General features: G+C 74.4%; 20 protein-coding genes. 9 read left to right on the forward strand and 11 right to left on the reverse strand.

Going from position 1 to position 25,994, the window contains the following annotated elements; all coding sequences use genetic code 11:
- Positions 1-145: 145 nt before the first annotated feature.
- The gene (locus ABD208_RS02640) at positions 146-2,218 is read left to right on the forward strand and encodes a hypothetical protein (protein ID WP_344099208.1); all 2,073 of its coding nucleotides are present in this window, start codon (positions 146-148) and stop codon (positions 2,216-2,218) included.
- Between the two features lie 8 nt (positions 2,219-2,226).
- Here ABD208_RS02640 and ABD208_RS02645 read toward each other — a convergent pair whose 3' ends face one another.
- Both ABD208_RS02645 and ABD208_RS02650 read right to left on the reverse strand, forming a co-directional pair.
- A complete protein-coding gene (locus tag ABD208_RS02645) occupies positions 2,227-2,976 on the reverse strand; it encodes an ABC transporter permease (RefSeq protein ID WP_344099210.1) in 750 nt (249 codons plus the stop codon).
- Complete coding sequence (locus ABD208_RS02650; RefSeq protein ID WP_344099212.1) at positions 2,973-3,770, reverse strand: ABC transporter ATP-binding protein; 798 nt, start codon at positions 3,768-3,770, stop codon at positions 2,973-2,975. The genes ABD208_RS02645 and ABD208_RS02650 overlap by 4 nt, the downstream gene beginning before the upstream one ends.
- A 187-nt stretch (positions 3,771-3,957) precedes the next feature.
- Between ABD208_RS02650 and ABD208_RS02655 the strand changes: the two genes are divergently transcribed.
- Genes ABD208_RS02655 through ABD208_RS02665 form a run of 3 tightly spaced genes read left to right on the forward strand, consistent with a single transcriptional unit; the run spans position 3,958 to position 6,781 of the window.
- Complete coding sequence (locus ABD208_RS02655) at positions 3,958-4,722, forward strand: GAP family protein (protein WP_344099214.1); 765 nt, start codon at positions 3,958-3,960, stop codon at positions 4,720-4,722.
- Complete coding sequence (locus ABD208_RS02660; protein ID WP_344099216.1) at positions 4,719-6,014, forward strand: sensor histidine kinase; 1,296 nt, start codon at positions 4,719-4,721, stop codon at positions 6,012-6,014. Before ABD208_RS02655 ends, ABD208_RS02660 begins: the two co-directional genes overlap by 4 nt.
- Entirely contained in the window at positions 6,011-6,781 is a 771-nt protein-coding gene (locus ABD208_RS02665; protein WP_344099218.1) for a response regulator, read from the forward strand. The genes ABD208_RS02660 and ABD208_RS02665 overlap by 4 nt, the downstream gene beginning before the upstream one ends.
- 83 nt (positions 6,782-6,864) lie before the next feature.
- Here ABD208_RS02665 and ABD208_RS02670 read toward each other — a convergent pair whose 3' ends face one another.
- The 5 genes from ABD208_RS02670 to ABD208_RS02690 all read right to left on the reverse strand — a co-directional run bounded on the left by ABD208_RS02670 (position 6,865) and on the right by ABD208_RS02690 (position 10,882).
- Entirely contained in the window at positions 6,865-8,037 is a 1,173-nt protein-coding gene (locus ABD208_RS02670) for a DUF418 domain-containing protein (RefSeq protein WP_344099221.1), read from the reverse strand.
- Between the two features lie 128 nt (positions 8,038-8,165).
- Complete coding sequence (locus tag ABD208_RS02675) at positions 8,166-8,462, reverse strand: DUF1905 domain-containing protein (RefSeq protein WP_344099223.1); 297 nt, start codon at positions 8,460-8,462, stop codon at positions 8,166-8,168.
- Positions 8,463-8,505: 43 nt separating this feature from the next.
- A complete protein-coding gene (locus ABD208_RS02680; RefSeq protein WP_344099225.1) occupies positions 8,506-8,940 on the reverse strand; it encodes a hypothetical protein in 435 nt (144 codons plus the stop codon).
- 33 nt (positions 8,941-8,973) lie between these two features.
- Positions 8,974-9,465, reverse strand: a complete 492-nt coding sequence (locus ABD208_RS02685; protein ID WP_344099227.1) for a DUF1003 domain-containing protein — start codon at positions 9,463-9,465, stop codon at positions 8,974-8,976.
- Positions 9,458-10,882, reverse strand: coding sequence for a magnesium transporter MgtE N-terminal domain-containing protein (locus tag ABD208_RS02690; protein WP_344099229.1), 1,425 nt, complete (start codon positions 10,880-10,882; stop codon positions 9,458-9,460). The genes ABD208_RS02685 and ABD208_RS02690 overlap by 8 nt, the downstream gene beginning before the upstream one ends.
- Positions 10,883-10,949: 67 nt before the next feature.
- Here ABD208_RS02690 and ABD208_RS02695 point away from each other — a divergent pair, with 67 nt between their 5' ends.
- Positions 10,950-11,768 (forward strand): YflT domain-containing protein, encoded by an 819-nt coding sequence (locus ABD208_RS02695; protein ID WP_344099231.1) that lies wholly within the window; start codon positions 10,950-10,952, stop codon positions 11,766-11,768.
- Positions 11,769-11,795: 27 nt separating this feature from the next.
- On the opposite strand, the gene ABD208_RS02700 is transcribed toward ABD208_RS02695, so the two are convergent.
- Together ABD208_RS02700 and ABD208_RS02705 are read right to left on the reverse strand one after the other, a co-directional pair.
- The gene (locus ABD208_RS02700) at positions 11,796-12,422 is read right to left on the reverse strand and encodes a MarC family protein (RefSeq protein ID WP_344099233.1); all 627 of its coding nucleotides are present in this window, start codon (positions 12,420-12,422) and stop codon (positions 11,796-11,798) included.
- Positions 12,419-13,279 carry a PHP domain-containing protein gene (locus ABD208_RS02705; RefSeq protein ID WP_344099236.1) on the reverse strand — a complete coding sequence of 287 codons (861 nt, stop codon included), beginning with the start codon at positions 13,277-13,279 and terminating at the stop codon, positions 12,419-12,421. The genes ABD208_RS02700 and ABD208_RS02705 overlap by 4 nt, the downstream gene beginning before the upstream one ends.
- A 117-nt stretch (positions 13,280-13,396) precedes the next feature.
- On the opposite strand from ABD208_RS02705, the gene ABD208_RS02710 reads away from it, so the two are divergent.
- Complete coding sequence (locus ABD208_RS02710) at positions 13,397-15,016, forward strand: aminopeptidase P family protein (protein ID WP_344099238.1); 1,620 nt, start codon at positions 13,397-13,399, stop codon at positions 15,014-15,016.
- Between the two features lie 69 nt (positions 15,017-15,085).
- On the opposite strand, the gene ABD208_RS02715 is transcribed toward ABD208_RS02710, so the two are convergent.
- Complete coding sequence (locus ABD208_RS02715) at positions 15,086-16,753, reverse strand: DEAD/DEAH box helicase (RefSeq protein ID WP_425561054.1); 1,668 nt, start codon at positions 16,751-16,753, stop codon at positions 15,086-15,088.
- A gap of 373 nt (positions 16,754-17,126) precedes the next feature.
- Complete coding sequence (locus ABD208_RS02720) at positions 17,127-17,348, reverse strand: DUF3107 domain-containing protein (protein WP_344099242.1); 222 nt, start codon at positions 17,346-17,348, stop codon at positions 17,127-17,129.
- A gap of 184 nt (positions 17,349-17,532) precedes the next feature.
- On the opposite strand from ABD208_RS02720, the gene ABD208_RS02725 reads away from it, so the two are divergent.
- From ABD208_RS02725 to ABD208_RS02735, 3 genes are all read left to right on the forward strand, one after another.
- Positions 17,533-18,429: a DUF3152 domain-containing protein gene (locus tag ABD208_RS02725; RefSeq protein WP_344099244.1), complete on the forward strand. Its 897-nt coding sequence runs from the start codon at positions 17,533-17,535 to the stop codon at positions 18,427-18,429.
- 214 nt (positions 18,430-18,643) lie between these two features.
- Positions 18,644-22,129, forward strand: a complete 3,486-nt coding sequence (locus ABD208_RS02730; protein WP_344100008.1) for an ATP-dependent helicase — start codon at positions 18,644-18,646, stop codon at positions 22,127-22,129.
- Positions 22,126-25,833 (forward strand): ATP-dependent helicase, encoded by a 3,708-nt coding sequence (locus tag ABD208_RS02735; RefSeq protein ID WP_344099246.1) that lies wholly within the window; start codon positions 22,126-22,128, stop codon positions 25,831-25,833. Before ABD208_RS02730 ends, ABD208_RS02735 begins: the two co-directional genes overlap by 4 nt.
- Positions 25,834-25,994 lie beyond the last annotated feature (161 nt).

The raw sequence follows: 25,994 nt of genomic DNA on the forward strand, positions 1-25,994 counted from the left end.
AGTGCCGGGGGTCCGGCCGGGCATTTTAGGGCGGGTGCGGGCGGTGCGCGACCGCCGGAAACGGCACTCCTCGGATTGCCCGCGCGTTAGGCAATTGCTCGGTTACGACCGATAGGGTTACGTCAGGCGGACAGGGAGGTGTGGCATGGCGAACGGGACGATGAACGTTTCCGTGCCCCCCGACCTGCACAAGATCGGGAGCGAGGAGGAAGCGCGCGAATTCGCCCGGTTTCTCCAGGTACCGAATCGCGCGTGGCCCGTCGTCGTCATCTCCACCCCCGCCGGGCGGACGACGCCGTACGTCGACCCGCAGCGCGTCCTGGACGACGTCGCCGGGCTCGCGGAGGTCGTCGTCATCCCCACCGGCGACGTGTCCTGGGCGTTCTCGCGCGGGATGCCGGAGTACACGCAGGTGTACGGCGGGGCGTCCCGGGTGTACCCCACGGGCCTGGACTGGATCCACGACCTGCGGCGCTCGCCCCTGCACTTCGCCTACTCCCTGGCCGACGGACCCAAGGTGCGCGAACGGCTGGTCGGGGACGCGCTGTCCGCCGCCGTGCGCGCCGGGCTCACCGGCTCGGCCGGGCCCGTGCCCGGCGCCCCGGGGGCGTCCGCCGACACCCACGGCACCGTGCAGGGCGTGCTCGGCTCGCGCGCCCTCATCGAGCTCGACGACGGCGGCCAGGCCTCCGTCGCGGAGGAGCTGACGCTCCCCGGCGTGCCGCTGCAGGGCATCGTCCGCCGGGGCATGCGGGTCCGCGGCCGGCACGACGCCGGCCGCGGCACGCTCGACATCCGCGGCATGCTGCCCGACGACGCCGCGCAGCGCCGGGCCGTCAGGAACACCTACCGGGTGGGCAAGGTGGTGCTCGGGCGCGTCGAGGCGGTCGCCGAGGCCGCGGTGACGATCGCCGTCGCGCCCGGCGTGCACGTCCGCGTGCATCGGGACCGCGTGACGGGGAACGTGCTCGACGCCCTCGACGACCTCTTCACGCCCGGCGAGGTGGTGCTCGGCCGCGTCATGCAGGCGCCCGGCGACGCCATCATGCTCCGGCTCGACGACGTCGACGAGTCCGAGGAGCCGCTCCCGGCGCTGTCCCTGCTGGAGGGCGGCCCCGCCTGGCTGGAACCGCCCGATCCGTCGGCCGCGGAGCCGGAGTCGTCGTCGGGGCCGATCCGGATCCCGACGCCCGCGGAGATGATGGGCGGCGGGCTCGGCCGCGGCGCCGGCGTGCCGTCCCCCGCGGTGGAGGCCACCGGCCCGCCGGGGCCGGGAACGGGCGTCACCACCCCGGCGGACGTCTTCGGCCGCGGCAACGGGGTGGGCGCGGAACCCGCCGTCTCGCCGGAGGCGATGAGCCGCGCCGGGGCGGGCCTGGAGGAGGTGGCGCCCGCCGGGGTCGCGGCGACGAGGCGGCGCCCGACGCCCGGCGACATCGCCGCGAAGATGGCCGGCGAGTACTCGGCACCGCTGCCGGCGCCGCCGCCGGAGAGCCTGCCCGGGCCGCCGCCGGGGAGCGCGTACGCCGCGGGCGGCAAGGGCGCCGTCCGGGACCTCAGCCTCGCGCTCGACGCCGAGAAGGCCCAGGTCAAGCGGCTCGACAAGGAGATCATCGACGTCAAGGTCGAGAAGCGCCGCGCCGAGGTCGAGCTCGACGAGCTGCGGCAGTACGTCGCCGAGCTGCGCGACCAGATCGACCGGCGGGACCAGCAGCTGGAGCGTTCGCGGTCCCAGCTGCGGGCGGAGAAGTCGAAGTCGGCCGCCTACCGGCGCGAGCTGGGGCGGGACGTCGAGGTCGGCACGGAACGGTACTTCACCGATCCCGCCGAGCAGTTCCGGTTCGAGGTGACGCAGACCTGGGCGCAGATCGTGCCGGCGGGGGAGAAGGCCCGCTGGCCGCTCGAGGACTACTCGCTCGGCTCGCGCTTCCTCGAGTCGCTGGAGACCGTCGAGGGCGTCTCCCGGGACAAGGTGCTGCGCACCGTGGTCCACGTGGTCACGGGCCGCGCCCCGGAGATGAACGGCCTGCAGGTGCATCCGCTCCGGACGGGTCTCGGTGGTGACGACCCGCAACGCATCCGGGACGACGGCGCTGTCTGCTGGCGGGTCTCGCTGCAGGTCAACACGCCGTCGGCCCGTCGGATGCACTACTGGCGGCTCCCGGGAGGCGGCTACGAGCTGTCCCGGGTGGTGCTCCACGACGACATGGAGCCCTGAGCCGGGCGTCAGGCCGACTTGATCTCGGAGCGGGCCACCCGGACGAGGCCGAGCACGAGCGGGAGCAGCACCCAGATCGTGATCGCGGTGCCCAGGTGAGCCCATTGGTTACCGGTCAGGGCCGCGGCGTCGTACATGACGGGTTCCGTGGCAGTCGACAGGTCGATCCACGGCATGGCGTCGCGCAAGGCGGGGACCATCGGCCCGAACAGGGCGAGGGCGACGGGCAGGCCGAAGAACGCGACGATCGCGCCCGCGCTGTTCTGGATCAGCGCGCCGAAGGCGACGCCCTGGGCCATCCAGAGCACCGTGAGCAGCAGGCCGCCCCAGAGGGCGCCCGCCGGGAGGTCCCAGGCGAAACCGGCGTCCGTGAACGCGACCACGGCGACGTGGAACGCGGCCGCCAGCCCGACCGCGAGAGCGAAGAACACCACTCCCGAGCCGAGCGCGCTCGTGAGCTTCGCCAGCCCGACCCGCGTGCGCCGCGGCTCCAGCGTGAACGTGATCAGGCCGGTCCGCTGCGACCACTCGGAGGTCGCGGCGAGGATGCCGACGACCGGCAGCAGGATGCTCAGCGGCGTGGAGGTGCCGAAGAACAGCGCCGGGAAGGTCGTGGCGACGTCGCCGATGAAGGCCATGACCGCCAGGACCGCCGCGATCAGGAGCGCGATCGAGATCAGCAGCCAGCGGCCCGAGCGGGTGTCGAGCTGCTTGCGCCACTCGACGAGGGTGAGGCGGGCGAAGGGGATGGTGTTCATCGGGCGTTCTCCCTGGTGGGGCGGGCGGACGAGGGGCCGGCCGGGACGGCCGCGGCGGGGCCGGCGGGAGCCGGGCGGGGCAGGTCGCGTGCGACGCCGGAGGTGAGCTGGAGGAACAGGTCCTCGAGGTCCATCCCCGACTGCGAGACGAGGTCGCGCGTCGTGCCCTGCGCGACGATGCGGCCGTGGCCGATGACGACGATCTCGTCGGCGACCTTCTCGACCTCGTGGAGCAGGTGCGAGGAGAGCAGCACGGTCCCGCCCGAGCGGGCGAAGTCGCGGAGCAGGTCGCGCATCCACCGGATGCCGGCCGGGTCCAGGCCGTTCGCGGGTTCGTCGAGGATCAGCACCTCGGGTTCGCCGAGCAGGGCGTTCGCGATGCCGAGGCGCTGCCGCATGCCGAGCGAGTAGCCCTTGACGCGGCGGTTCGCCTCCTTGGGCGTGAGGCCCACGAGGTCGATGACGTCGTCGACCCGGCGCCGGGGCAGGCCCATGAGCATCGCCGAGACGGCGAGCGCCTCGCGGCCGGTGCGGCCGGGGTGCTGGGCGGCGGCGTCGAGCAGCACGCCGACCTGGCGGCCGGGGTTGGCGAGCTCCCGGAACGGCTTGCCGAGCACGTGCGCGATCCCGGACGTGACGGGGGTGAGGCCGCACAGCATGCGCATGGTGGTGGACTTCCCGGCGCCGTTGGGGCCGAGGAAGCCCGTGACGAGGCCGGGGTGGGCCTCGAACGAGACGTTGCCGACGGCGGTGAGGTCGCCGTAGCGGCGGGTGAGGTGGTCTGCGGTGATCATGGCCCCACGCTCTCGCGGCGCCGCCGTGCGGCACATCGGCCGTGAGCCTGCGGTCCGGGGGCCTGCCGGCCCCCAGCGGGTCGTCCGAACGGAGGGTGTCAGGATCGATCGAAAGGACGATGCCCGACGACGGCCGCGGCGGGTAGTTTCGAGGGGCTACCGAGGCACCCGGACACGAGGAGACGTGATGGAGGGCTTGGCCCTGTTGGCGGCGGCCCCGGCGCTGCTCGCCACGCTGGCGGGTCTCGCGCTGGTGGACAGCACGAGCATCGGCACGCTCGGGCTGCCCGTGTTCATGCTGGCGCAGTCCCGGGTCCGGGCCGCGGTGGTGGTCGTGTTCCTCGGGACGATCGCCGCCTTCTACTGGGTGCTGGGCCTGGTGCTGCTGGCCGCGGCCGGTGGCGGCCTGCGATTCCTGGAGGGCGCCGGGAACTCGCGGGTCGTGGATGTCGTCCAGCTGATCCTCGGCGTCGGCCTGTTCGTCGCGAGCTTCTGGTTCGACCAGAAGCACGCGCGGAAGCGGCAGGAGCGGCGCGAGCGTCTCGGCAGGACGTCACCGGTGCAGCGCTGGAAGGACAGGCTCACGGGCCCGCACGCGACAGCGGGAACCGCCGTCGCGACGGCGGTGGGCGCTGGGCTGATCGAGGCCGCGTCGATGCTGCCGTACCTCGGGGCGATCGGGATGCTGACCGCGAACGGGATCGGGGTCGCGCCGGGTGCCGTGGTGCTGGCCGCGTACTGCCTGCTGATGGTGCTGCCCGCGCTGGTGCTGCTCGTCGTGCGGATGGCCGCGGCCCGGTGGGTCGAGCCGTTGCTCGTGCGGATCAACGGCTGGTTCGAGAAGCGGAGCGCGGAGATGCTCGGCTGGATCCTCGGGATCGTCGGCTTCCTGGTGGCGAGGGATGCCCTGGGGCGGCTGCAGGCCGCCGACGCCTTCGGAGGGCTGCTGTGAGCGCGGCGGTGGTCGGGGTAGTCCGCGCGCCCGCGGCCCGTGACACCGGCGCGGCCGGCGGGGCCGCCCGGCGTCCGGTCAGGCAGGGGGCTCCGCCCGAGCAAGGGTGGGGCCGGCGGGCCTGGGGGGCGATCTGGCGGACGCTGGTCGCGGTGTTCCTCGGGATGGTGGCGGTCGCCGGCGTCCAGTGGCAGATCGACTCCGGCGAGCGCGCCCTCGGATCGGACGCGCTGGCGGCGCTCGACCTGTTCCTCGGCGTGATCGCCCTGGGACTCATGCACCTGCGGCGCAGGTGGCCCCTGACGATCGCGGTGACCCTCGCCGCGTTCCTCGCCGTGTCGAACCTCTCCGTCGGGGCGGCCAGCGTGGTGGCCGTCTCGCTGGCGACGACCCGGCGCTGGATCTCGGTCGCCGCGGTCGGCGTGGTGTTCACCGCGAGCAGCCTGGTGTACGTCGTGCTGAACCCCTATCTCTCCGATCCGCTGGTCAACCGGGCCGTCGACACCGGCATGGGCATGCTGAGCTACGGGCTCCTGGTCGCCGTCGGCGCCTACATCGGCCTGCGCCGGGACCATCTGCGCTCGCTGGTGGTGCGCGCGGAGACGGCGGAGCGGGAACAGGCGAGCCGGGTCGCCCAGGCCCGGTCGAACGAGCGGGCCCGGATCGCGCGGGAGATGCACGACGTGCTCGCCCACCGGATCTCGCTCGTCGCCATGCACGCGGGTGCGCTCGCCTATCGCAAGGATCTGCCGCGTGAGCAGGTCGAGAGCGCCGCGGAGACCATCCGCGACGAGGCGCACCGGGCGATGTCCGAGCTGCGCGAGATCCTCGGCGTGCTGCGCGAGCTGCCGGACGGCGGGGGCGTCATCGGGCACGAGGGCGACGACGTGCACCGCCCGCAGCCCACCCTCGAGTCGCTCCCGGCGCTCGTCGGCGAGAGCCGTGCGGCGGGTCTCGACGTCACCTTCCACGACGATCGCGCGACGCCCGCGACCCTCCCGGAATCGACCTCGCGGACCGCTTTCCGCATCGTCCAGGAGGGGCTGACGAACGCCCGGAAGCACGCGGCGGGGCGGCCGGTGGTCGCGACCGTCGCGGGGGCTCCGGGCGACGGGCTCGCCATCACGGTGGCGAACCCGCTGCCGCGCGGCGAGGCGGCCACGGAGGTTCCCGCGTCGGGCCTGGGGCTGATGGGGCTCACCGAACGCGCCGAGCTCGGTGGCGGCACCCTGCGGTACGGCGTGGAAGGTGGACGGTTCGTGGTCCGGGCCTGGCTACCGTGGGCGGCGTGACCTCGATGAACCCGCTGAGCCCGCCGAACGGCAACGGCAGCCGGACCGGCCCGTCCTCCCGCGTGACAGCCGGCGTGCCGGGTGAGACCGGTGCGCCCGGCCGGGACCCGTCGTCGTCCCGGATCACCGTCGTGCTCGTCGACGACGAGATGCTCGTGCGGGTCGGGCTCAAGCTGATCCTCGGGGGAGCGCCGGATCTCGAGGTCGTGGGGGAGGCCTCCGACGGCGTCGCCGGCGTCGAGCTGGTGCGCCGGCTGGTGCCCGACGTCGTCCTCATGGACATCCGCATGCCGCGCAGCGACGGGCTCACCGCGACGCGCGAACTGATGGCCGCGGGGACGGCGTCGCGCGTCATCGTGCTGACCACCTTCGACACGGACGAGATGGTGCTGGACGCCCTCCGGGCGGGCGCGGCCGGGTTCCTGCTGAAGGACACGCCCCCGGAGAAACTCGTCGAGGCGGTCCGCGCCGCCGCCGCGGGCGAGCCGACCCTCTCCCCGAGCGTCACGGCCCAGCTCATCGCCTCGGTGGCCCAGCCCAAGGACGACCGCGTCGACCGCGCCACCGCCCGTCTCGAGGCCCTGACGGGCCGGGAGCGCGACGTCGCGATCGCCATCGGCAAGGGCCGCTCCAACGCCCAGATCGCCACCGACCTGTACATGAGCGAGTCCACGGTCAAGACCCACGTGGGCCGCATCCTGACCAAGCTCGAGGCGGACAACCGCGTCCAGGTGGCCATCACGATCCACGACGCGGGGCTCGTGTAGGGGGCGGAGGCCGGCCCGGGGCCGTTGCGGTGCGGCGGCGGGCCCGGGCCGCCGCGGTGCGGCCGCCGCACCGCGACGGTCGATCAGGCTCCCCGGTTCCCGCCGGTCAGGCGGTGCATCACGATCTCGATCGGGCCGCGTGACCAGTACCTGAGCCAGAGCGGAGCGAGGACCATCAGCAGCGCGCTGATCCCGGTCCAGAGGGCGATGGTGCGGACCACGCTCCCGTCGGCCAGCCCGAGTCCCCAGTCGTAGCAGAGCCAGGACGCGAGCACGTTCTGCAGGACGTAACAGGTCAGGGCGGTCCGGCCGACGGACTCGAGACCGCGGCGCAGGAGGCCCGGCCTGTTCGCCTGCGACCGGGCGACGAGGCTCGTGCCGAGCGCGAGGATCCCCAGTGCCACGAGCGGCGGGACGAGGTACCGGTCCACGAGCGACCAGTCCGGGCCCGCCCAGGTCGTCAGCGCGTTCAGCGGGACGCCGGCGCCGAGGCCCACCCAGGCCAGCCGGTTGCGCAGCCGCGCACCGGACGCGGTCGCGGTGAACAGCCCGGCCCGCACCAGCCGCGATCCCACCAGGAACAGCACCACCGCGGAGGGCACGATCAGGATCAGCTCGATCCGGTAGACCCCCATCTCCGTGAGCCGGGCCTGGACCTGGTCCGGCCAGCTCGCGCTGCCGTACGCCGGCGGCCCGCTCGGGGTGCTCCCGGTTTCCTCCGGGAACGCGATCATCAGCGCGGTCAGGCCGAGGATCGCGGCCACGTAGATCCCGCCGACGACGCCGGCCCACGTCCGCACCACCAGCTCGCTGCGGCCGACGAGGAACGCGACGATCATCGAGGCGATCGCGTATCCCATCAGCACGTCGAACTCGAAGACGAGCACGTAGTGCACGAACCCCTCGGCGAGCAGCACGAGCGCGCGCAGCAGGTACCGCCCGGGCCAGCGCAGACCACGGCGCACGGCCGACCGGTACTGCAGCTCCATCCCGATCCCGAACAAGAGCGTCAGCAGCGCCAGGAACTTCCCGTTCGAGAGCGCGGTCAGCCACGTCTCGGCGTCGGTGGGGCCGCCGCCCCAGCCGGCCAGCCACGCGGCCGCGCCACCGGGACTGGTGAACAGCCAGATGTTGGTGCCGAGCGTGCCCAGGATCGCGATGCCTCGCAGCAGGTCGAGCGCGGCGATCCTGCCGGGCGCGGCGCGTTCCCGCGTCGATCCGCCGTCCTGCCCGACCTGCTCGTCCGTCACAGTCATGCGGCAACGTTCCCGCGTCCGGCGCCGTCGGCACATCGGTCCATGGCCCGCGGCTCCGTGTCCGAACCGCCGATGCCGGCTCGTCCGATCGGCGAACGTCGTCGTCCTCCGAAAGGACGACGCCGTCCTCAGAGGTCCACGGTCTCCAGGGTCACGGCGACCGGTTCGCCGGCTTCCAGGGACTCCTTCGTGCGGACCGCCTTCTTCATCGGGAGGACGTAGGCGCTCTCACGGTCGGACGGGAACACCGACGTCTGCCAGGTGGTCGAGCCCACCGTGACGCGGACCCGGACCGAGCCGAAGCCGCGCGGCGGGAGCGGCAGGTCGGCCAGGTCGTCGGACACGTCAGCGGGGACCGTCACGAACCACCAGGACTCGGTCCGGGCCTCCCACTGCCACAGGGGAGCGGTGAACGATGCGCGCACGGAGTCGATCGTATGTGCAGGACGGCCGCCCGTGGCGGGCCCGTCAGACCGTCGCCAGGACCAGCGCCACCAATCCGACCACGATGACCGCGGGAACGCCGAAGATGACCCACAGCACCCAGGCGCCCTTGCGCCGCTGCGGCGTCAGGCCGATCTCGCCCGTCGTGAACTGGTGCAGGGGCGGGGCGTAGTACACCTCCACCACCTGGCCCGGCGCGACGTCGACCTCCGTCGCGGCCTGCCCGTACCGGCGCATCCACTGCGCGAACACGTCCAGGCGATGACGCCCGGCCTCGACGGGGATGTCGACGGCGCCCGCCATGCGCGTGGGCGCCTTGAACCCGTCGATCAGGAGGGTGGGCGGCACCAGGCTCGACGTCATCACGTTCCCCTGCACCACGAACCGCAGGGTGGCATTCGGGGTGAACGACGGCCGGGGCGAGATCTGCCCGTACTGACGATTCTCGTACTGACTCACGCCGCGAGCATAGGCCCTCACCAGGCCCGGCCCTCAGCGGTCCGGCCGGCTCGGGTCCTGGCGGTCGCGGCGGTCGTCGAGTTCTTCCAGGAGGGTGCGGAGCTCCGATCGCACGTAGTCGCGCGTCGCCACCTCGCTCAGGAGCATGCGGAGCGAGGCCATCTCCCGGGCGAGGTACTCCGTGTCCGCGAGGTTCCGTTCGCCGCGGCGGCGGTCCTGTTCGGCCAGGACGCGGTCGCGGTCGTCCTGGCGGTTCTGCGCCAGGAGGATGAGCGGCGCCGCGTAGGACGCCTGCACCGAGAAGAACAGGTTGAGCAGGATGAACGGGAACGGGTCCCAGCGCAGGCCCCACAGCCCCACCGCGTTGATGGTCACCCAGACGATGACGAACAGCGTCATCCACATCAGGAACTGACCGGTCCCCATGAACCGGGCGAACGCCTCCGCGCCCTTGCCCACGAGGTCCGGGTCCAGCCGGGGCGCGCGGAAGCCGGCGACCTTCGGCCGGTCGAGACGATCAGCCACGAGACCCCCCGCCGTCGCCGGCAGCGCCGCCGCGCCCGCCGGTGCCGTCCCCGCCGGCACCGTCCGGTCCGCCGTGATCCGGCCCGACGCCGTCGGCCGTCGTCACCCTCTCGTCGTGCGACTCCCGCCAGTCGTCGGGGAGGATGTGGTCCAGCACGTCGTCGACCGTCACCACCCCCAGCAGCCGCTGCTCCGGGTCGAGCACCGGCAGCGCGAGGAAGTCGTAGGCGGCCAGCAGCCGCGTGACCCGCCCGATCGGCGCGTCCGCCGACAGCCACCAGCGCGAGTCCGCGTCGAGCACCGACGCCACCGCCGCGTGCGGCGGCTCCCGCAGCAGCCGCTGGAAGTGCGCGACGCCGAGGAACCGCCCGGTCGGCGTCTCCGTCGGGGGCCGCACCACGAACACCATCGATGCCAGCGCCGGCGGCAGCTCCTTGCGCCGGACCTGCGCGAGCGCCATCGCGATCGTGTCGTCCGCGCCCAGGATCACCGGCTCGGTCGTCATCAGGCCGCCCGCCGTGTCCTCGCCGTACTCCAGCAGCCGCCGCACGTCCGCGGCGTCCTCGGGTTCCATGAGCGCCAGCAGGTCGTCGGCCTGGGCCTGGGGGAGCGCGTGCAGCAGGTCGGCGGCGTCGTCCGGCTCCATCGCCTCCAGCACGTCCGCCGCGCGGTCCACGTCCAGCTTCGTGACGATCGCGACCTGGTCGTCCTCCGGCATCTCCTCCAGCACGTCCGCGAGCCGCTCGTCGTCGAGCGCCCGCGCCACCTCCACGCGCCGGTCCGGCCCGAGGTCGTGCAGCGCGTCCGCGAGGTCGGCCGCTCGCATGTTCTCGTACGCCTCCAGCAGCCGCGCCGCCCCCTGGTCGACGTTCCTGCGCGCCAGCCCGGTCACGGCGTCGGCCGCGACCGTCAGCGTCGGCCCCTTGCGCCGCAGCGACAGCGCCGCCACCCGCTCCGGCCGCCGCCGCACGAACAACTGGTCCACGAGCCAGTCGCCCGTGCGCTGCCGCGTGATCGCCACGTCCTCCACCGTCGCCTCACCCGACCCGTCCGCCAGCTGCACCCGCCGGTCCAGCAGCTCACCCAGCGCCAGCGACTCCATCGCCCGCTGCTCGAACCGCCGCATGTTCACCAGCCCCGTGCTGATCACCTGGCCGGGCGCGATGCTCGTCACCCGGGTCAGCGGCAGGAACACCCGCCGTCGTCCCGGAACCTCCACCACCAGGCCGACCGCGCGCGGCGGGCGATTCGCCCGCATCAGCACGACGACGTCCCGCACCCGCCCCACCTGGTCCCCGATCGGGTCGAACACCGCCGTGCCCGCCAGACGCGCCACGAACACCGGGGAGGCCGCCGGGCGCGGGGTCGCGACCCCGCCGCGCCGCCCGGGCAGTTCTCCTGGTGAGACCGTGCTCATGGTCGTCAGGCTACGCCGTCGGTGAAGGGTTCTCGCGATGTCCAGGCGGATGGGGAAGACTGACCGCATGACCATGTCCCGCCCCGGCGCCATCCCCAAGGTCCCCACCCTGCCCGCCGGAGACGAGGTCGCGGCGTTCCCGACCTACCTCCAGGCGCAGCAGGCCGTCGACTACCTGTCCGACAACAAGTTCCCCGTCGAGAACGTCACCATCGTCGGGACCGACCTGCGCATGGTCGAACGCGTCACCGGACGCCTCACGTACGGGCGGGTGGCGCTCGCGGGCGCCCTGTCCGGCGCGTGGTTCGGCCTGTTCGTGGGGCTGCTGCTGACGCTGTTCGCCGGGGAGGCGGGCGGCGGCGTGCTCTTCGTCGGCATCGGCCTCGGCGCCGGTTTCGGGCTGCTGTTCAGCGTGCTGTCGTACGCCTTCACCGGCGGGCGCCGCGACTTCACGTCGTCGTCCCAGATCGTGGCCGCGACGTACGCGATCCTCTGTGCCGCGGAGCACGCCGGCGACGCCCGGTCCATGCTGCTGCAGTCCCCGAACGGGGTGGGGCGCCCGTCGGGCGCGTCGGTGCCGCAGGGCAACGGGAGGTACGACGGCGGTGCGCCTGCCCCGGCCGTTCCTGCCCCGGCCCCGGCGACCCCCGCACCCGCCTCCCCGGACGCACCGGCCCCGCGTCCCTCCACCCCGGACCCCCGCTTCGTCACCCCGGAGGGCAAGCCCCGCTACGGCGCGATGCGCCCGTCCCCGGCCCCGGAGCCGACGCCGGAACCGGAGACCCAGCCCGCGGCGGACCCCGAGGCGCGGCCGGCGGCGGAGCCGGGACCGGGTGCCCACGGGACGACCCCGGCGGCCACCGACCAGGACGGCACGACCCGCTGATCCGGGCGTTCAGACGCCGGCAGCCTGTCAGTGGCCGAGGAGCAGGTCCGGGTGCTCGATGAACTGGGCGATCGCCGTGGCGACCATCTGGACGGCGATCGCCGCCAGCAGGACGCCCGCGATGCGGGTCACCAGGGTGACGCCGTCGTCCCGGAGCACGCGCTGGATGATGTTCGCGAAGCGCATCGACAGCCAGACGCAGACGTGCACGGCCACGACGGCGGCGCCGATCACGGCCCACGACCGGACGTCGGCGTGCTCCTCCACGAACACCATGATCGCCACGATCGTGCCGGGCCCGGCCAGCAGGGGCGTGCCGAGCGGCACCATCGCGACGTTCGTGTTCGACGACGCCTCGGGCTCGTCGGCCTTCCCGGTCAGCAGTTCCATCGCGACCCAGAGCAGCAGCAGGCCGCCCGCGGCGCGCAGCGCCGGCAGGGAGATCCCCATGTAGGTCAGCAGGTACTTGCCGAACACCGCGAAGATCACGATGACCAGGAACGACACGAGGATCGCCTGGCGTGCCGCGCGGTTGCGGCGCTTGTGGTCCATCGACGACGTCAGGCCGAGGAACACCGGGACGGTCCCCGGCGGGTCCATGATGACGAACAGCGTCACGAAGACCGTCGCGAACAGGGTCAGGATCTCGTTCACGAGCGGGCCCCCCGCAGCACCGGCAGCGTCCCCTGCCGTTCGATCTCGGCGAGCGACTCCGGCGTCGTCGTGCACTCGCCGATCAGGTTGACCTTGCCGCGGCCGTGGTAGTCGCTCGATCCCGTGACCAGGAGCCCGTGCTCGGCCGCGAGACCCGCGAGGCGGCGTCGTGCGTCCTCGTCGTGGTCGCGGTGGTCCACCTCGAGACCGGCGAGCCCCGCGCCGGCCAGTTCGGCGATCGTCGCGTCCGGGACGATCCGGCCCCGGCCGTCGGCGCCCGGATGGGCGAACACGGGCACGCCGCCGGCGTCCCGCACGAGACGGACCACCTCGAGCGCCTCGGGAGCATAGTGCCGCACGTAGTAGCGGGTGCCGGGGTGCAGCATCGTCGCGAACGCCTCGTCGCGATCGGTCACCACGCCGGCCGCGACCAGCGCGTCCGCGAGGTGCGGGCGCCCGATCGTCGTCCCCGGCTCGGTCTGGGCCAGGACGTCGTCCCAGGTGATCGGGTAGTCCTCGGCGAGCAGCTCCACCATCTTCTCCGCGCGGGTCTCGCGGGCCTCACGGGTCCTGTCGAGCTCCACCCGGAGCCCCGCGTGCGCGGGATCGTGCAGGTAGGACAGGATGTGGACGCTCACGTGCCGCTCGCCCACCAGCGCGCGGGCCGAGATCTCCATGCCGCGGACCAGCGCGATTCCCGCCTCCGCGGCCGCGTGCGCGGCCTCGTCCCAGCCGGAGGTCGTGTCGTGGTCGGTGAGCGCGACGACGGCGAGCCCGGCGGCGGCTGCGGCCTTCATCACCTGCGCCGGGGAATCCGTTCCGTCCGACGCCGTGGAATGGGTGTGGAGGTCGATCACTCCCCGAGTTTATTGCCCCGTGAGAGCGCCGTGGTGCCCGCCTGACCCGCTGCCGGTCCGCACCCTGCCGCCAGACCGGTGGTCGTGAGGGCAACAGCGTGGTGCGAGACTGAGGGGATGAGCGAGAACACCACCTCGTCCGCCCAGTCCATCGAGGAGCGGGGAGCCAACCGCTCGCAGCGACCCCTCTCACGAGCCTTCAAGGACTTCGTCATGTCGCGGTGGGCGCCGCGTGCCGACCTCGGCGCCGCGCCGTCGCGGGCCGTGCCCTTCACCGCGTCCCGCCGGGCCGCGCTGTCGGCCCGGCTGCCCGGAGCCCGGCTGGTGATCCCGGCGGGTTCCCTGCGGACCAGATCCAACGACACCGACTACCGTTTCCGGCCCCACACCGCGTTCGCGCACCTCACGGGCCTCGGCACGGACCAGGAGCCCGACGCGGTCCTGGTGCTGCACCCCGTCGAGGAGGGCACCGGCGACCCGGACGCGGACGGCACGCCGTCGAACCACCACGCGGTGCTCTACGTGCGGCCGCTCGCGCCGCGCGACAACGACGAGTTCTTCTCCGACTCCCGGTACGGCGAGTTCTGGGTCGGCGCCCGGCCGACCCTGGCCGACGTCGGGACGCTGACGGGCATCGAGGCCCGCCACGTCGAGGAGCTGAAGAACGCCCTGGCCAAGGACGTCGGCGCGGACGGCGTGCTGCTGCTCGTCGTGACCGGCGCGGACGAGGCGGTCGAGACGCTGGTCGACGCGATCCGCGCCGAGGCGGGGCTGGACCTCGCCGAGCGCGCGGAGGCGGGCGTGACGGAGGCCACCGAGACGGAGGTCACCGCGGCGTCGTCGGACAGCTCGGACGACACGGTGAACGACGCGTCCCTGGTCGAGGCCGTCTCCGAGATCCGGCTGGTCAAGGACGCGCTCGAGATCGAGCACATGCGCGAGGCCGTCGCGCGCACGATCGAGGGCTTCGAGGCCGTGGTGCGCGCGCTGCCGCAGGCGGTCGCGCACCGGCGCGGCGAGCGCGTCATCGAGACGACGTTCGACGCCCACGCGCGGCTCGAGGGCAACGCGGTGGGCTACGAGACCATCGCCGCCGCCGGGGACCACGCCACGACGCTGCACTGGATCCGCAACGACGGCGAGGTGCGCGAGGGCGACCTGGTGCTGCTGGACGGCGGCGTCGAGGTCGACGCCCTCTACACGGCCGACGTGACGCGGACGCTGCCGGTGTCGGGGGAGTTCAGCGACGTGCAGCGGCGGATCTACCAGGCGGTGCTGGACGCCGCCGACGCCGCGTTCGAGGCGGCCGTGCCGGGTGCGCGGTTCCGGGACGTGCACGCGGCGGCGATGGTGGTCATCGCGCAGCGGCTCCAGGAGTGGGGGCTGCTGCCGGACGGCGTGACGGCCCAGGTGGCGCTCACCCCGGACGGGCAGCAGCACCGGCGCTGGATGGTGCACGGGACGAGCCACCACCTGGGGATGGACGTGCACGACTGCGCGCAGGCGCGGCGCGACCTGTACCTGGACGGGGTGCTGACGCCCGGGATGGTGTTCACGATCGAGCCGGGGCTGTACTTCAAGGCCGATGACCTGGCGGTGCCCGAGGAGTACCGGGGGATCGGCGTGCGCATCGAGGACGACGTGCTGGTGACGGAGTCGGGGAACGAGAACCTGTCGGCGGGGCTGCCTCGGCGGCCGGAGGACGTGGAGGCCTGGATGGCGGGGCTCCGCGGCTGAGGGGGATGCGACCTCGCCCGGTCCGGCGTCGTCGTCCTGTCGGACGACGACGTCGGACCGGGTGACTGCTCAGGCGTCGGGGGCCGCCGGAGCGTCCGGGGCGGAGGCCGAGCCGTTGCCGCGGGTGCGGCGGCGGGTTCGTGTCCGACGACGACGGTCGGTGCCGTCGCCGTTCTCCGCGGAGGACGCCGGGGCGGAGGTCTCGGCGGCGGCCTGGGGGGCGCCGGAGCGGGTGGCCGTCGTGCGGGCGGCGTCGTCGCTCGTGCGGCCGCTGCCGGAGCGACCGGTGCGGCTGCCGGAGCGCTCACCCGCACCGGGACGAGCGCCGCGGTTGCCCTCCGAGCGGCCCTTGCCGGCGCGCTTGCCGGTCTCGCCGAGGTCCTCGAGCTTCTCCGCGTCCAGGCCCTCCAGGGTGCGCTTGTCCTTGGGGAGGCGGCCCTTGGTGCCCTCGGGGATGCCGAGGTCGGAGAAGAGGTGCGGCGACGTGGAGTAGGTCTCGACCGGTTCCGGGATGTTGAGTTCCAGGGCCTTGTCGATGAGGGACCAGCGGGGGACGTCGTCCCAGTCGACGAACGTGACGGCGGTGCCCTTGTTGCCGGCGCGGCCGGTGCGGCCCGTGCGGTGCAGGTAGGTGCGCTCGTCCTCGGGGCACTGGTAGTTCACGACGTGGGTGACGTCGTCGACGTCGATCCCGCGGGCGGCGACGTCGGTGGCGACGAGCACGTCGATCTTCTCGTTGCGGAACGCGCGCAGGGCCTGCTCGCGGGCGCCCTGGCCGAGGTCGCCGTGGATGGCGCCGGCCGCGAAGCCGCGGTCGCGCAGCTCGTCCGCGACCTTGGCGGCCGTGCGCTTGGTGCGCGCGAACACGATCGTGCGGCCGCGGCCCTCGGCCTGCAGCAGGCGGGCCAGCACCTCGACCTTGTCCAGCGCGTGGGCGCGGTACACGACCTGCTTGATGTTCTTGACCGTGGCGCCCTCGTCCGGATCCGCCGCGCGGATGTGCGTGGGCTGCTTCATGTAGCGGCGGGCCATGTTGACGACCGCGCCGGGCATGGTCGCGCTGAACAGCATCGTGTGCCGCTGCGCCGGGGTGTTGGCGAGGATCTTCTCGACGTCGGGCAGGAAGCCGAGGTCGAGCATCTCGTCCGCCTCGTCGAGGACGACGGTGCCCGCGCGCAGCAGGGTGAGGTGGCCCTGGTTCATCAGGTCGATCATGCGTCCGGGCGTGCCGACGACGACGTCGACGCCCTTCTTCAGCGTCGCGACCTGCGGCTCGTAGGCGCGGCCGCCGTACACCTGCACGATGCGCACGTCGCGCCGGGCCGACGCCGTCTCCAGGTCGTTGGCGACCTGGACCGCGAGCTCGCGCGTGGGGACGACGACGACGCCCTGCGGCTTGCCGGGCGCGACGAGCTGGTCGTAGCCCGGCTCGCCGGGCGCGATGATCCGGTGCAGCAGCGGGACGCCGAAGCCCAGCGTCTTGCCGGTACCGGTCTTGGCCTGGCCGATGATGTCGTGCGCGCTCATCGCGACCGGCAGGGTCATCGCCTGGATGGGGAAGGGGTGGGTGATGCCCGCGTCACGCAGGGCCTCGACGATCTCGGGGCGGACGCCGAAGTCCGCGAACGTCACGTCCTGGGCCTGGATCGCCGACGGCGTGCTGTAGTCGGGGGAATCGGTGGGCGTCTCGGCCGTGCTGGTGGCCGGGCTGTCGGTGGTGGTCACTGGCGCCTTCATCTCTCGTCGGCGCGGAGGTGCCCCCTGTGGGCCGTCGGCCCGCGCCGTTCGTGCGGCAGCCGATCGTGAATTTCGTCGCGCGCCGGGTGCCTGTCGTGGCACCGCGGGCTGCGCGTCCCGCGGGCGGCCGCGAGGGCCGGAGGCGAGTCGGAAGTCGTGAACAGGACGACCGGGCAACCGATTACGGGCTCATGGTACGCGGTCGAGGTTTCGTCTGCGTTTTCCGGCGGCTCGCCGCCGTGTCGCGGGGCCGGGCCGGCGTGTCAGGCCAAGGCTCCTGGCCCGGCCGCGGCCGGGCGGACGCCCGGGTACGGCGTCCGTCCGGCCGCGGCCGTTAATTCGGATTAACGGATCGGTCCCTGGCCCGAAGGGGTCAGAGGGAGCCGAAGCCCACCCGGCGCTGCTCCTCGGAGCCGATCTCCACGTAGCCCACGTGCTGGGCGGGGATCATGACGCGGCGCCCGCGCGTGTCGGTGAACTCCAGCACACCGTCCGGCAGGGCCTTCTTCACCGCGGCCACGACGGCGTCCGCCCCCTCCTCGGTCTCGACGACGACCTCGCGCGGCAGGTGCTGCACACCGATGGTGACTTCCACGTTCTCTCCTTCGCGTGCGCCCCTCAGGGGCGGCCGGTCGCCGGGTAATCCGGCTCGTCGCGATCCTAACCGCGGCCCGGGAGGCGGGCCGTGCGTTTTCGCCCAGGGCCGATGAACGGTATCGGACCGCCCGCGGCTCACACCGAAGGAGGAACGTGACCGGGTCGTGACCTACGATGAGGGCGTGACCAAGGCTCGCCGACCCGGCCGGACCGTACTGGCGCTTGCCGCCGTACTGGTCGTCGGGCTGACCGCCGGTACGGCCGTGACCGCCTGGCAGAGCCCGCGGGAGTCCTACGCGGCGGTCCAGGGGATCCTCGGCGTCGAGACCGCGGACGCCGCGTCGTCGGGCACGCATCGGGCCGGCGCCGCGTCCTCGGGCACGGCGTCGTCGGACACCGTGCACGCGGCGCTCGGCGCGGCCGGCGTGAGCCCGGCGCCGGCGCCGGGGCTGCTGGTGCGCCAGGTCGCCCCGCGGCTCGTGCGCGAGCCCGTTCCCGAGCCGGGGTCGGGGCTGCTCGGGGACGACATCGAGGTGCCCGAGAACTTGTCCGGAAGGCTCGGTACGGCTCAGGGGCGGGTGCGCGCGCCGGGGGACGGCGAGGTCCTGCGGGTGCGGGTGCGGGTCGAACGAGGGCTTCCCGTGGACCGGGACGTGTTCGCGGACGCCGTGATGAAGACGCTGAACGACCGGCGCGGGTGGTCGTCCGTGGACGGGGTGACCTTCGCGCGGACCGACGGCGCGGACCACGACTTCAGCGTGGTGCTGGCCGGGCCGGACACCACCGACGAGCTGTGCGCGCCGCTCGACACCGGCGGATCGCTGTCCTGCGGCGTCATCGGGATGGCCGTGCTGAACTTCAGGCGCTGGGCGTTCGGGTCGCACGCCTGGGACGACATCACGGAGTACCGGAAGTACCTGGTCAGCCACGAGGTCGGTCATGTCATCGGGCACGGCCACGACCTCTGCGCGGGCAAGGGCGAGAAGGCCACGGTGATGGTCCAGCAGACCAAGTCGACGCGGGGCTGCATCCCGGAACCGTGGCCGGCCCCGGACGCCGGGCGCGCGGAGCGGCGCTGATCGCGGGCTGATCCGGCCGGTGGCGGCGCGCTTCGCGGCCGGCGTGACGCGCGCCTCCTGAGGGCGACGGCGCTCGCGCGGCGCGGGTTTTCTGTGACGGTCCGGACGTCCCGCACGGCGGCAGGCCGGGGCCGGTCCGGCGTCCTGGGCGGGCACGCCGCGCGTACTGCGGTGACCGCGCAGGTCCGGGCGAATGTCAGTGGCTCGTGATGTGATGCTCCGCGTGACGACGGCTCTCCCGAGACTCCGGTTGGTGCCGCCCGCGCGACAGGCGGGCGGCACCGGTGCGCCCGCGCTCGACGCGGCGCAGGCCGAGGCGGTCGCGGTCGCGGCGGCCCGGCCGGTCACGCTCGTGGCGGGCGCGCCGGGGACGGGGAAGACGACGGTGGCCGCGCAGGTGGCGGTCGAGGCGCTGGCCGGGGGCCTGCAGCCGGAACGGGTGCTGGTGCTCGCCGCGTCGCGGCGGTCGGCGGCACGGATGCGGGACGACGTCGCCGCGCGGGCCGGCCGGACGGTCGGGGCGCCGATGGTGCGGACCGTGGCGTCGGCGGCGTTCGCCGTGCTGCGCACCCGGGAGCTGGCGCTCGACGGACCGCCGCCGACCCTTGTCTCGGGGCCCGAGCAGGACCTGGTGCTCGCGGAGCTGCTCGCCGGCCATGCCGCGGACCAGGGGGCGGCGCTGGAGCTGCCGCCGGGCCTGCCGCCCGAGTCCCTCGGACTGCGCGGCCTGCGTCAGGAGCTGCGCGACCTGCTGATGCGTGCGGCGGAGCGCGGGCTGGGGCCCGTCGAGCTGCACCGGCTGGGCCGTGCCCACGAGCGGCCGGAGTGGGTGATGGCCGCCAAGCTCTACGAGGAGTACCTGGACGTCATGACCCTGCGGTCGGGGACGCCCGACACGGGGGCGCGCTTCGACCCGGCGGTCGTCGTGGACGAGGCGGCCCAGGCCCTGCGGTCCTGGGAGGCGGACCTGCCGGATCTGCCGCGGCCCCGGTGGGACCTCGTCGTGGTGGACGACTACCAGGAGGCCACCGCCGCGACCGCCCGGCTCCTGCACGTGCTGCGCGACGACGGCGCCCGGCTCGTCCTGCTGGGCGACCCGGACAGCGCGGTGCAGGGATTCCGCGGTGCCGCCCCGGGGCTGGTGGGGCGAGCCGCGGGGAGTTCCGGCTCCGGGGTCGTGGGAGCGTTCGACGCCGCGCTGGTCGTGCTGGGCACGGCCTGGCGGCAGGGCGCGGAGCTGCGTGCGGTGACGCGAGCGGTGACCGGGCGCATCCCCGTGCTCGCGAGCGCGCTGCACCGCCGGGCCGCGGCGAGGCCGGAGGATCTGCCGGGCGCCGGCGGGGCAGGCGGTGCCAGTGGGGCAGGCGGCGCTGGTGGGACAGGCGGCGCCGGCCCGGAAGCCGGTGTGCCGCAGGACGGCGCGCGGCAGGACGGCGCGCGGCAGGACGGCGCGCCGGAGGCCGGGGCCGGGCGGGCGGCCGCTGGATCGCTGCTGCCCGTCGGCCCGTCCGGTGCCGAGGTCGCCGTGCTGCCCGGGGCGGCGCAGGAGGCGGCGTGGATCGCGCGGGAGCTGCGCGCCGAGCACCTGCTGTACGGGACGCCGTGGGAGCGCATGGCCGTGATCGCGCGCAGCGGTACGCGGCTGGCGGCGCTGCGGCGGGAACTCGCGTCGGCGTCGGTGCCGGTGGCGTTCCTGGGGTCGGACCTGCCGCTGCGGGACGAGCCCGCCGTGGCCCCGCTGCTCGCCGCCGTCCGGGTGGCCGCGGGGGCGCCGAGGGGAAGCCTGGAGGCCCTCCTCGCGGCCGAGATCGACGGGCCCGGGGCCGGGTCGCTCGATCCGGTCACCGCGGCCCTGCTGCTCACCTCGCCGGTGGGCGGGCTCGACGCCGTGGCGCTGCGGCGCCTGCGCCGCGCCCTGCGCTCGGAGGAGCTGGCGGCCGGCGGCGGGCGCAGCTCGGACACCCTGCTCGTCGAGGTCCTCGGGGATCCGGCGCGGGCCGAGCTGCTGCCCGATGCGGTGCGGCGGGCGCCGGTCCAGGTCGCGCGAGTGCTCGCGGCGGGCCGGGTCGCGGCGGCCGAGCCGGGGGCCACCGCGCAGACGGTGCTCTGGGCGGTGTGGGACGCGACGGGACTGGCCGAACGCTGGCGCAGGTACGCGCTGGGCGGCGGCCCGGGCGCGCTGCGCGCCGACCGCGACCTGGACGCGGTGCTCGCGCTCTTCCGCGCCGCGGAGACCTTCGTGGACCGGATGCCCGGGGCGCCCGTTCCGGCGTTCGTCGACTACCTCGAGTCACAGGACCTGCCCGCGGACTCGCTGGCGGCGGCGGGCACGGGGGCGGGGGCCGTCGAGGCGCTCACCCCTGCCGGGGCCGCGGGGCGCGAGTGGGACGTCGTCGTCGTCGCGGGCGTGCAGGACGGCGTCTGGCCCGATCTGCGCCTGCGCGACTCGCTGCTCGGTTCGCAGGCCCTCGTCGAACTGTCCGCGGGCCGGACCGACGACGCCCGCGTGCACGGCGCCGAGGCGCGCCGCCAGGTGCTGGCCGACGAGCTCCGCGCGTTCGCGGTCGCGACCTCCCGTGCCCGGCGCCGGTTGCTGGTCACCGCCGTCGAGGACGCCGAGGACGCGCCGAGCGTGTTCTGCGACCTCGTCGCCCCGAGGAACGACGACGGCGAGGGCCCGGATCCCCGGCGCACGGAGGTCGGCCCGCCGCTGGACCTGCGCGGAGTGGTCGCCGCTGCCCGCGCGGAACTCGTGCGCGCGATCACGGCCGCGGCCGCGGCGATGCCGGCCGCGGGTCCCGTCGACGGGGCGGACGTCGCCGAGCCCGCGCGGGCTGCCGCGCGGCTGCTGGCCGAGCTGGCCGGGGCCGGGATCGCCGAGGCGGATCCCACCACGTGGTACGGCGTGGCCGGGGCCTCGAGCGAGGCGCCGCTGTGGGGGCCGGGGCAGTCGGTGACGGTGTCGCCGTCGAAGGTGGAGACGGTCTCGACGTGCGCGCTGCGCTGGGTGTTCGAGGCGGCGGGCGGCACCGCGCCGGACGCCACCCACCAGAGCCTGGGCACCCTGCTGCACTCCATCGCGCAGGAGCATCCGGCCGGCGCGCTGCACGAGCTCAAGGCCGAGCTCGACCGGCGCTGGCCGGAACTCGCCCTGCCCGAGGGCTGGCCCTCCCGGCAGCTGCGCGGGCGGGCCGAGCAGATGGTGGAGCGGCTGGCCGCCTACCTCGCGGGCTCGGGCGAGCCCCTGCTCGTCGAGGCGGACTTCGACGTGCGCGTGGGCCGGGCGCGCCTGCGCGGCCAGGTCGACCGGGTCGAGGACGCGGGCGAGGGCGGCGTGCGGGTCGCAGACCTCAAGACGGGCAAGTCGGCGCAGTCCAAGGCCGAGGCGACCGAGAACCCCCAGCTCGGGGCCTACCAGCTGGCCGTGGACGAGGGCGCGCTGGACCTCCCGGAGGGCACGGTCAGCAAGGGCGCGAGCCTCGTCTACGTGGGGACGCCGACCGTCGGCGCGACCGTGCGTGAGCAGCCCTCGCTGGAGCCCGGGCCGGACGGCCGGTCCTGGGCGCACGAGGTCGTCGAGAACGCCGCGGACACCATGGCCTCCGCGAGCTTCGCCGCGCAGCGCAACAAGCTGTGCGACATGTGCGCGGTGCGCCGCTCCTGCCCGCTGCAGCCCGAGGGCCGGAAGGTGGTCGAATGAGTCAGGACGCCCTGTTCGGTGACGACCTCGTCATCAACGAGGATTTCCTCACCTCCCGTGACGCGGCCTCGGATCTGCGCCGCACCCAGGACCGCGCGCTCTCCGAGGCCGGGCGCCCCCGGCTGTCGGCGCGCGCCATCGCGCGGCTGCTCGGCCGGCCCGAGCCCACGCACGAGCAGGAGGCCGTGATCGAGGCGCCGCTGGAACCCGCGCTGGTGGTCGCGGGCGCCGGTTCCGGCAAGACCGAGACGATGGCGGCGCGCGTGGTGTGGCTCATCGCCAACCGGCTCGTGTCACCGGAGCAGGTGCTCGGCCTGACGTTCACCCGCAAGGCCGCCGGGGAACTCTCCCAGCGCGTCCAGACCCGGCTCGCGCAGCTGGCGCGGGCGCTCGGCGAGGAGTCGGGCGAGGCCCTGCCGGGAGCCGCGGACCTCGCCATCGACCGGCCCACCATCGCGACCTACAACGCGTACGCCGCCTCCCTGGTCGCCGATCACGGCCTGCGGCTCGGGGTCGAGCCGAGCGCCCGCCTGCTCGGCGAGGCGGAGCAGTGGCAGCTCGCGTCGCAGGTGGTGGAGTCCTGGGCGGGCGACCTCGACACGGACAAGGCCGTGAGCACGGTCGTCGCCGCGGTCGTCGCGCTGTCCGGTGCGCTGGGCGAGCACCTGATCGACCCCGCCGACGCCCGCTCGCGCCTGCTCGCCATGGCCGAGCACCTGGACGGGATCCCCCTGGGGGACAGGCAGCGCAAGCGCACCAAGGACGTGGACCAGCTCATCGCGTCGGTCGCCGAACGCGCCCGGCTGATCGACCTCGTGGTGGAGTACCGCCGGCGCAAGCGCGTCGCCGAGACCCTGGACTTCGGCGACCAGGTCGCGTTCGCCGCGGAACTCGCCCGGTCCGTCCCGGCGGTCGGCACGGCGGAGCGGTCCCGGTTCGCCGTCGTCCTGCTCGACGAGTACCAGGACACCTCGTACGCGCAGGTGGAACTGCTCAGCGGGCTGTTCGGCGACGGGCACCCGGTGATCGCCGTCGGCGACCCGCACCAGTCCATCTACGGCTGGCGCGGCGCGTCGGCCTCCGGCCTCGCGCGCTTCCCCGAGCGCTTCCGCCGGGACGACGGCGTCGCCGCCGGGGTCCACTACCTGTCCACCTCCTGGCGCAACGACGCCGCGGTCCTCACGGCCGCCAACATCGTGTCGGCACCGCTGCGGGAGCCGGGATCGGGCGGCGGCGCCGCGGGCGGAGACGGCCCGGTCGCCGGAGGAGGCACGACGACGCCGCGCGCGGGCGCGCGGGTCCACGTCCCGCCCCTCGACCTTCGTCCGGGCGCCGGCACCGGACAGGTCTCCGCGCACGTCGCGGCGACCATGGAGGAGGAGGCCGCGGCCGTCGCCGAATGGGTCGCCGGGCGCTGGCGCCCCGGCTCCCACCCGGACGGCCGCGTCACGGCGGCCGTGCTGTGCCGCGCGCGCTCGCAGTTCACGGCGGTCGAGGTCGCGCTCCGGTCGCACGGGCTCCCGGTCGAGGTCGTGGGCCTCGGCGGCCTGCTCACCACGCCCGAGGTGGTCGACGTCGTCGCGCTCCTGGAAGCCGCGCACGACCCGTCGCGCGGGGACTCGCTCCTGCGCCTCCTGACGGGACCGCGCGTCCACCTCGGAGCGGCGGACCTGCTCGCCCTGGGCTCCTGGGCCGCCGACATCGCCCGCGAGGACGACCCGCGCCGGGCGGCGCCCGCCGACGGGCCCGCGACGGCGGCCGGCACGGATGCGGGGACGGCCCGGAGCTCGGGCTCGCGGTCCGACGGTCCGCGGCCGGGGCAGGGGACGCCGGCCGGCGCCCTGGCCGGCCGAGCCGGCGAGCCCGCGTCGGAGAACGCGACCGGTGCGGACGAGGACGTGACGGTGGTCGAGGGCGACGTCGTCGACCACCGGTCGATCATCGACGCGCTCGACGACCTGCCCGAACCCGGGCACGCGGCTCGCGACGGCCGCGTCCTCACCCCTGAGGGGCACACCCGGCTGACGGCCCTCGCGGAGGTGCTGCGCGGCATGCGCGGGCTCACCTACCTCTCGCTCCCGGAGCTGGTGGTCCAGGCGGAACGCGCGCTCGGCCTGGACGTCGAGGCGGTCACGGCGGCCACGCTCACCGCCGCGGGTGCCCTGGGCGCGGTGAGCGATCGCGGCCGGGAGCACCTCGACGCGTTCCGCGACGTGGCGGCGTCGTTCGCGCAGTCGGCCGACGTCGCCACGCTCGGCGCGTTCCTCGCCTGGCTCGGTGTCGCCGGCACCCGGGAGAACGGGCTCGACATGCCCGTCCGGGAACCGGACCCGGATGCCGTCCAGATCATCACCGCGCACGCCGCCAAGGGGCTGGAGTGGGACGTCGTGGCGGTGCCCGGCCTGGTCGGCGGCGTCTTCCCGGCGTTCGACCGCGGCGCGCGCTCCGGCGAGAAGTCCAGCGGCTGGCTGAGCGGCCTGGGCGAGCTCCCGTACCACCTGCGCGGCGACGCCGAGGATCTCCCGGCGTTCCGCTGGGAGGCGGCGTCGGACACGAAAGACCTCGTGGCGCTGCGCGAGGAGTTCAAGGAGGACTGCGGCACCCACCGCCTGGCCGAGGAACGCCGCCTCGCCTACGTCGCGTTCACGAGGGCCCGCCGCGACCTCCTGCTGACGGGCTCCTGGTGGGGCACCGCGACCCGGGTCCGGGAACTGTCGGTCTTCCTGGAGGAACTGACCCAGGCGGGCCTGATCTCGACCGAGGGCTGGGCCGCCCCGCCCGCCCCCGACGCCGAGAACCCGCGCGGCCTCGTCACGGAAGCAGGGATCTGGCCCGCCGGGGCAGCGGGCGCCGAGCCGGCGGATCGCGCGGAGCCCGAGCCGCGCGCGCCCGTCGTCGTCGCCCGCACGGTGCTGCGTGCGACGGCGGCGCTGGTGCGCGCGGAGCTGGTGAGCGCGGAGCTGGCCGCCGGCCGGGAACCGTCGCCCGGCGACGTCCTCGCCGCGCCCACGGGCGTGCTGTTCGACGCCGCCGGGCACGATCTGGTCGAGCTCACCACGATGCTGCTCGCCGAACGCGCGGCCCGCGACGAGGGCGTCGTGGAGTTCCCGGCCCATGTGTCGGCCTCCGGGCTGGTGCGGCTGGCCGCCGACCGTGACGCGTTCACCCTCCAGCTGCGCCGGCCGATCCCCACGGAACCCACGATCCACGCCCGCCGGGGCACGCAGCTGCACGCCTGGGTCGAGCAGTTCTACCGTTCGGCGTCCCTCCTCGACGTCGACGACCTGCCGGGCGCGGAGGGCGACGACGTGCCCGCCGACACGGATCTGACCAAGCTCCGCGAGACGTTCCTGGCCTCGGAGTGGGCCTCGCGCATCCCGATCGCCATCGAGGCCGACGTCGAGACCCCCGTCGCGGGCGTCATGCTCCGCTGCCGCATGGACGCCGTCTTCCCGGACCCGGACGGCGAGCCCGGCAGCGTCGTCGTCGTCGACTGGAAGACCGGCCGCGAACCCCACGACCCGGTGGCCCGCGCGGCCCGCGAGGTCCAGCTCGCCGTCTACCGCCTGGCCTGGTCCCGCTGGACGGGCCTCCCCCTGGACAAGGTCAGCGCGGCCTTCTGCTACCTGGGCTCATCCGCCACGGTCCGCCCGGAGCGCCTCCTGACTGAACGGGAACTGGAATCCCTCATCCGCGGCGAGTGACCTCGGCAGATCGCGCGCTCCGCACATCGACCAGTGCGTTGACCTGCAAATTTACAAAATGACAAACCCGTCACGCCAAGTATTGTATATTTGAGGTTATATTAGTTGCAAGGGCTTGATGCTTGATTTTGCTCAATCCATCGCCAGCCCTTCCTGAGTGC

This window comes from Myceligenerans crystallogenes (assembly GCF_039529775.1).
Classification (GTDB): Bacteria; Actinomycetota; Actinomycetes; order Actinomycetales; family Cellulomonadaceae; genus Myceligenerans; species Myceligenerans crystallogenes.

What these genes read in the sequence shown, in the direction of transcription:
- ABD208_RS02650 (WP_344099212.1), bottom strand. Translation starts at nt 3,770, where the DNA reads ATGATCACCGCAGACCACCTCACCCGCCGCTACGGCGACCTCACCGCC.
- ABD208_RS02690 (WP_344099229.1), bottom strand. Translation starts at nt 10,882, where the DNA reads ATGAGCACGGTCTCACCAGGAGAACTGCCCGGGCGGCGCGGCGGGGTC.
- ABD208_RS02735 (WP_344099246.1), top strand. Translation starts at nt 22,126, where the DNA reads ATGAGTCAGGACGCCCTGTTCGGTGACGACCTCGTCATCAACGAGGAT.
- ABD208_RS02695 (WP_344099231.1), top strand. Translation starts at nt 10,950, where the DNA reads ATGACCATGTCCCGCCCCGGCGCCATCCCCAAGGTCCCCACCCTGCCC.
- ABD208_RS02715 (WP_425561054.1), bottom strand. Translation starts at nt 16,753, where the DNA reads ATGAAGGCGCCAGTGACCACCACCGACAGCCCGGCCACCAGCACGGCC.
- ABD208_RS02645 (WP_344099210.1), bottom strand. Translation starts at nt 2,976, where the DNA reads ATGAACACCATCCCCTTCGCCCGCCTCACCCTCGTCGAGTGGCGCAAG.
- ABD208_RS02670 (WP_344099221.1), bottom strand. Translation starts at nt 8,037, where the DNA reads ATGACTGTGACGGACGAGCAGGTCGGGCAGGACGGCGGATCGACGCGG.
- ABD208_RS02640 (WP_344099208.1), top strand. Translation starts at nt 146, where the DNA reads ATGGCGAACGGGACGATGAACGTTTCCGTGCCCCCCGACCTGCACAAG.
- ABD208_RS02710 (WP_344099238.1), top strand. Translation starts at nt 13,397, where the DNA reads ATGAGCGAGAACACCACCTCGTCCGCCCAGTCCATCGAGGAGCGGGGA.
- ABD208_RS02655 (WP_344099214.1), top strand. Translation starts at nt 3,958, where the DNA reads ATGGAGGGCTTGGCCCTGTTGGCGGCGGCCCCGGCGCTGCTCGCCACG.
- ABD208_RS02730 (WP_344100008.1), top strand. Translation starts at nt 18,644, where the DNA reads ATGCTCCGCGTGACGACGGCTCTCCCGAGACTCCGGTTGGTGCCGCCC.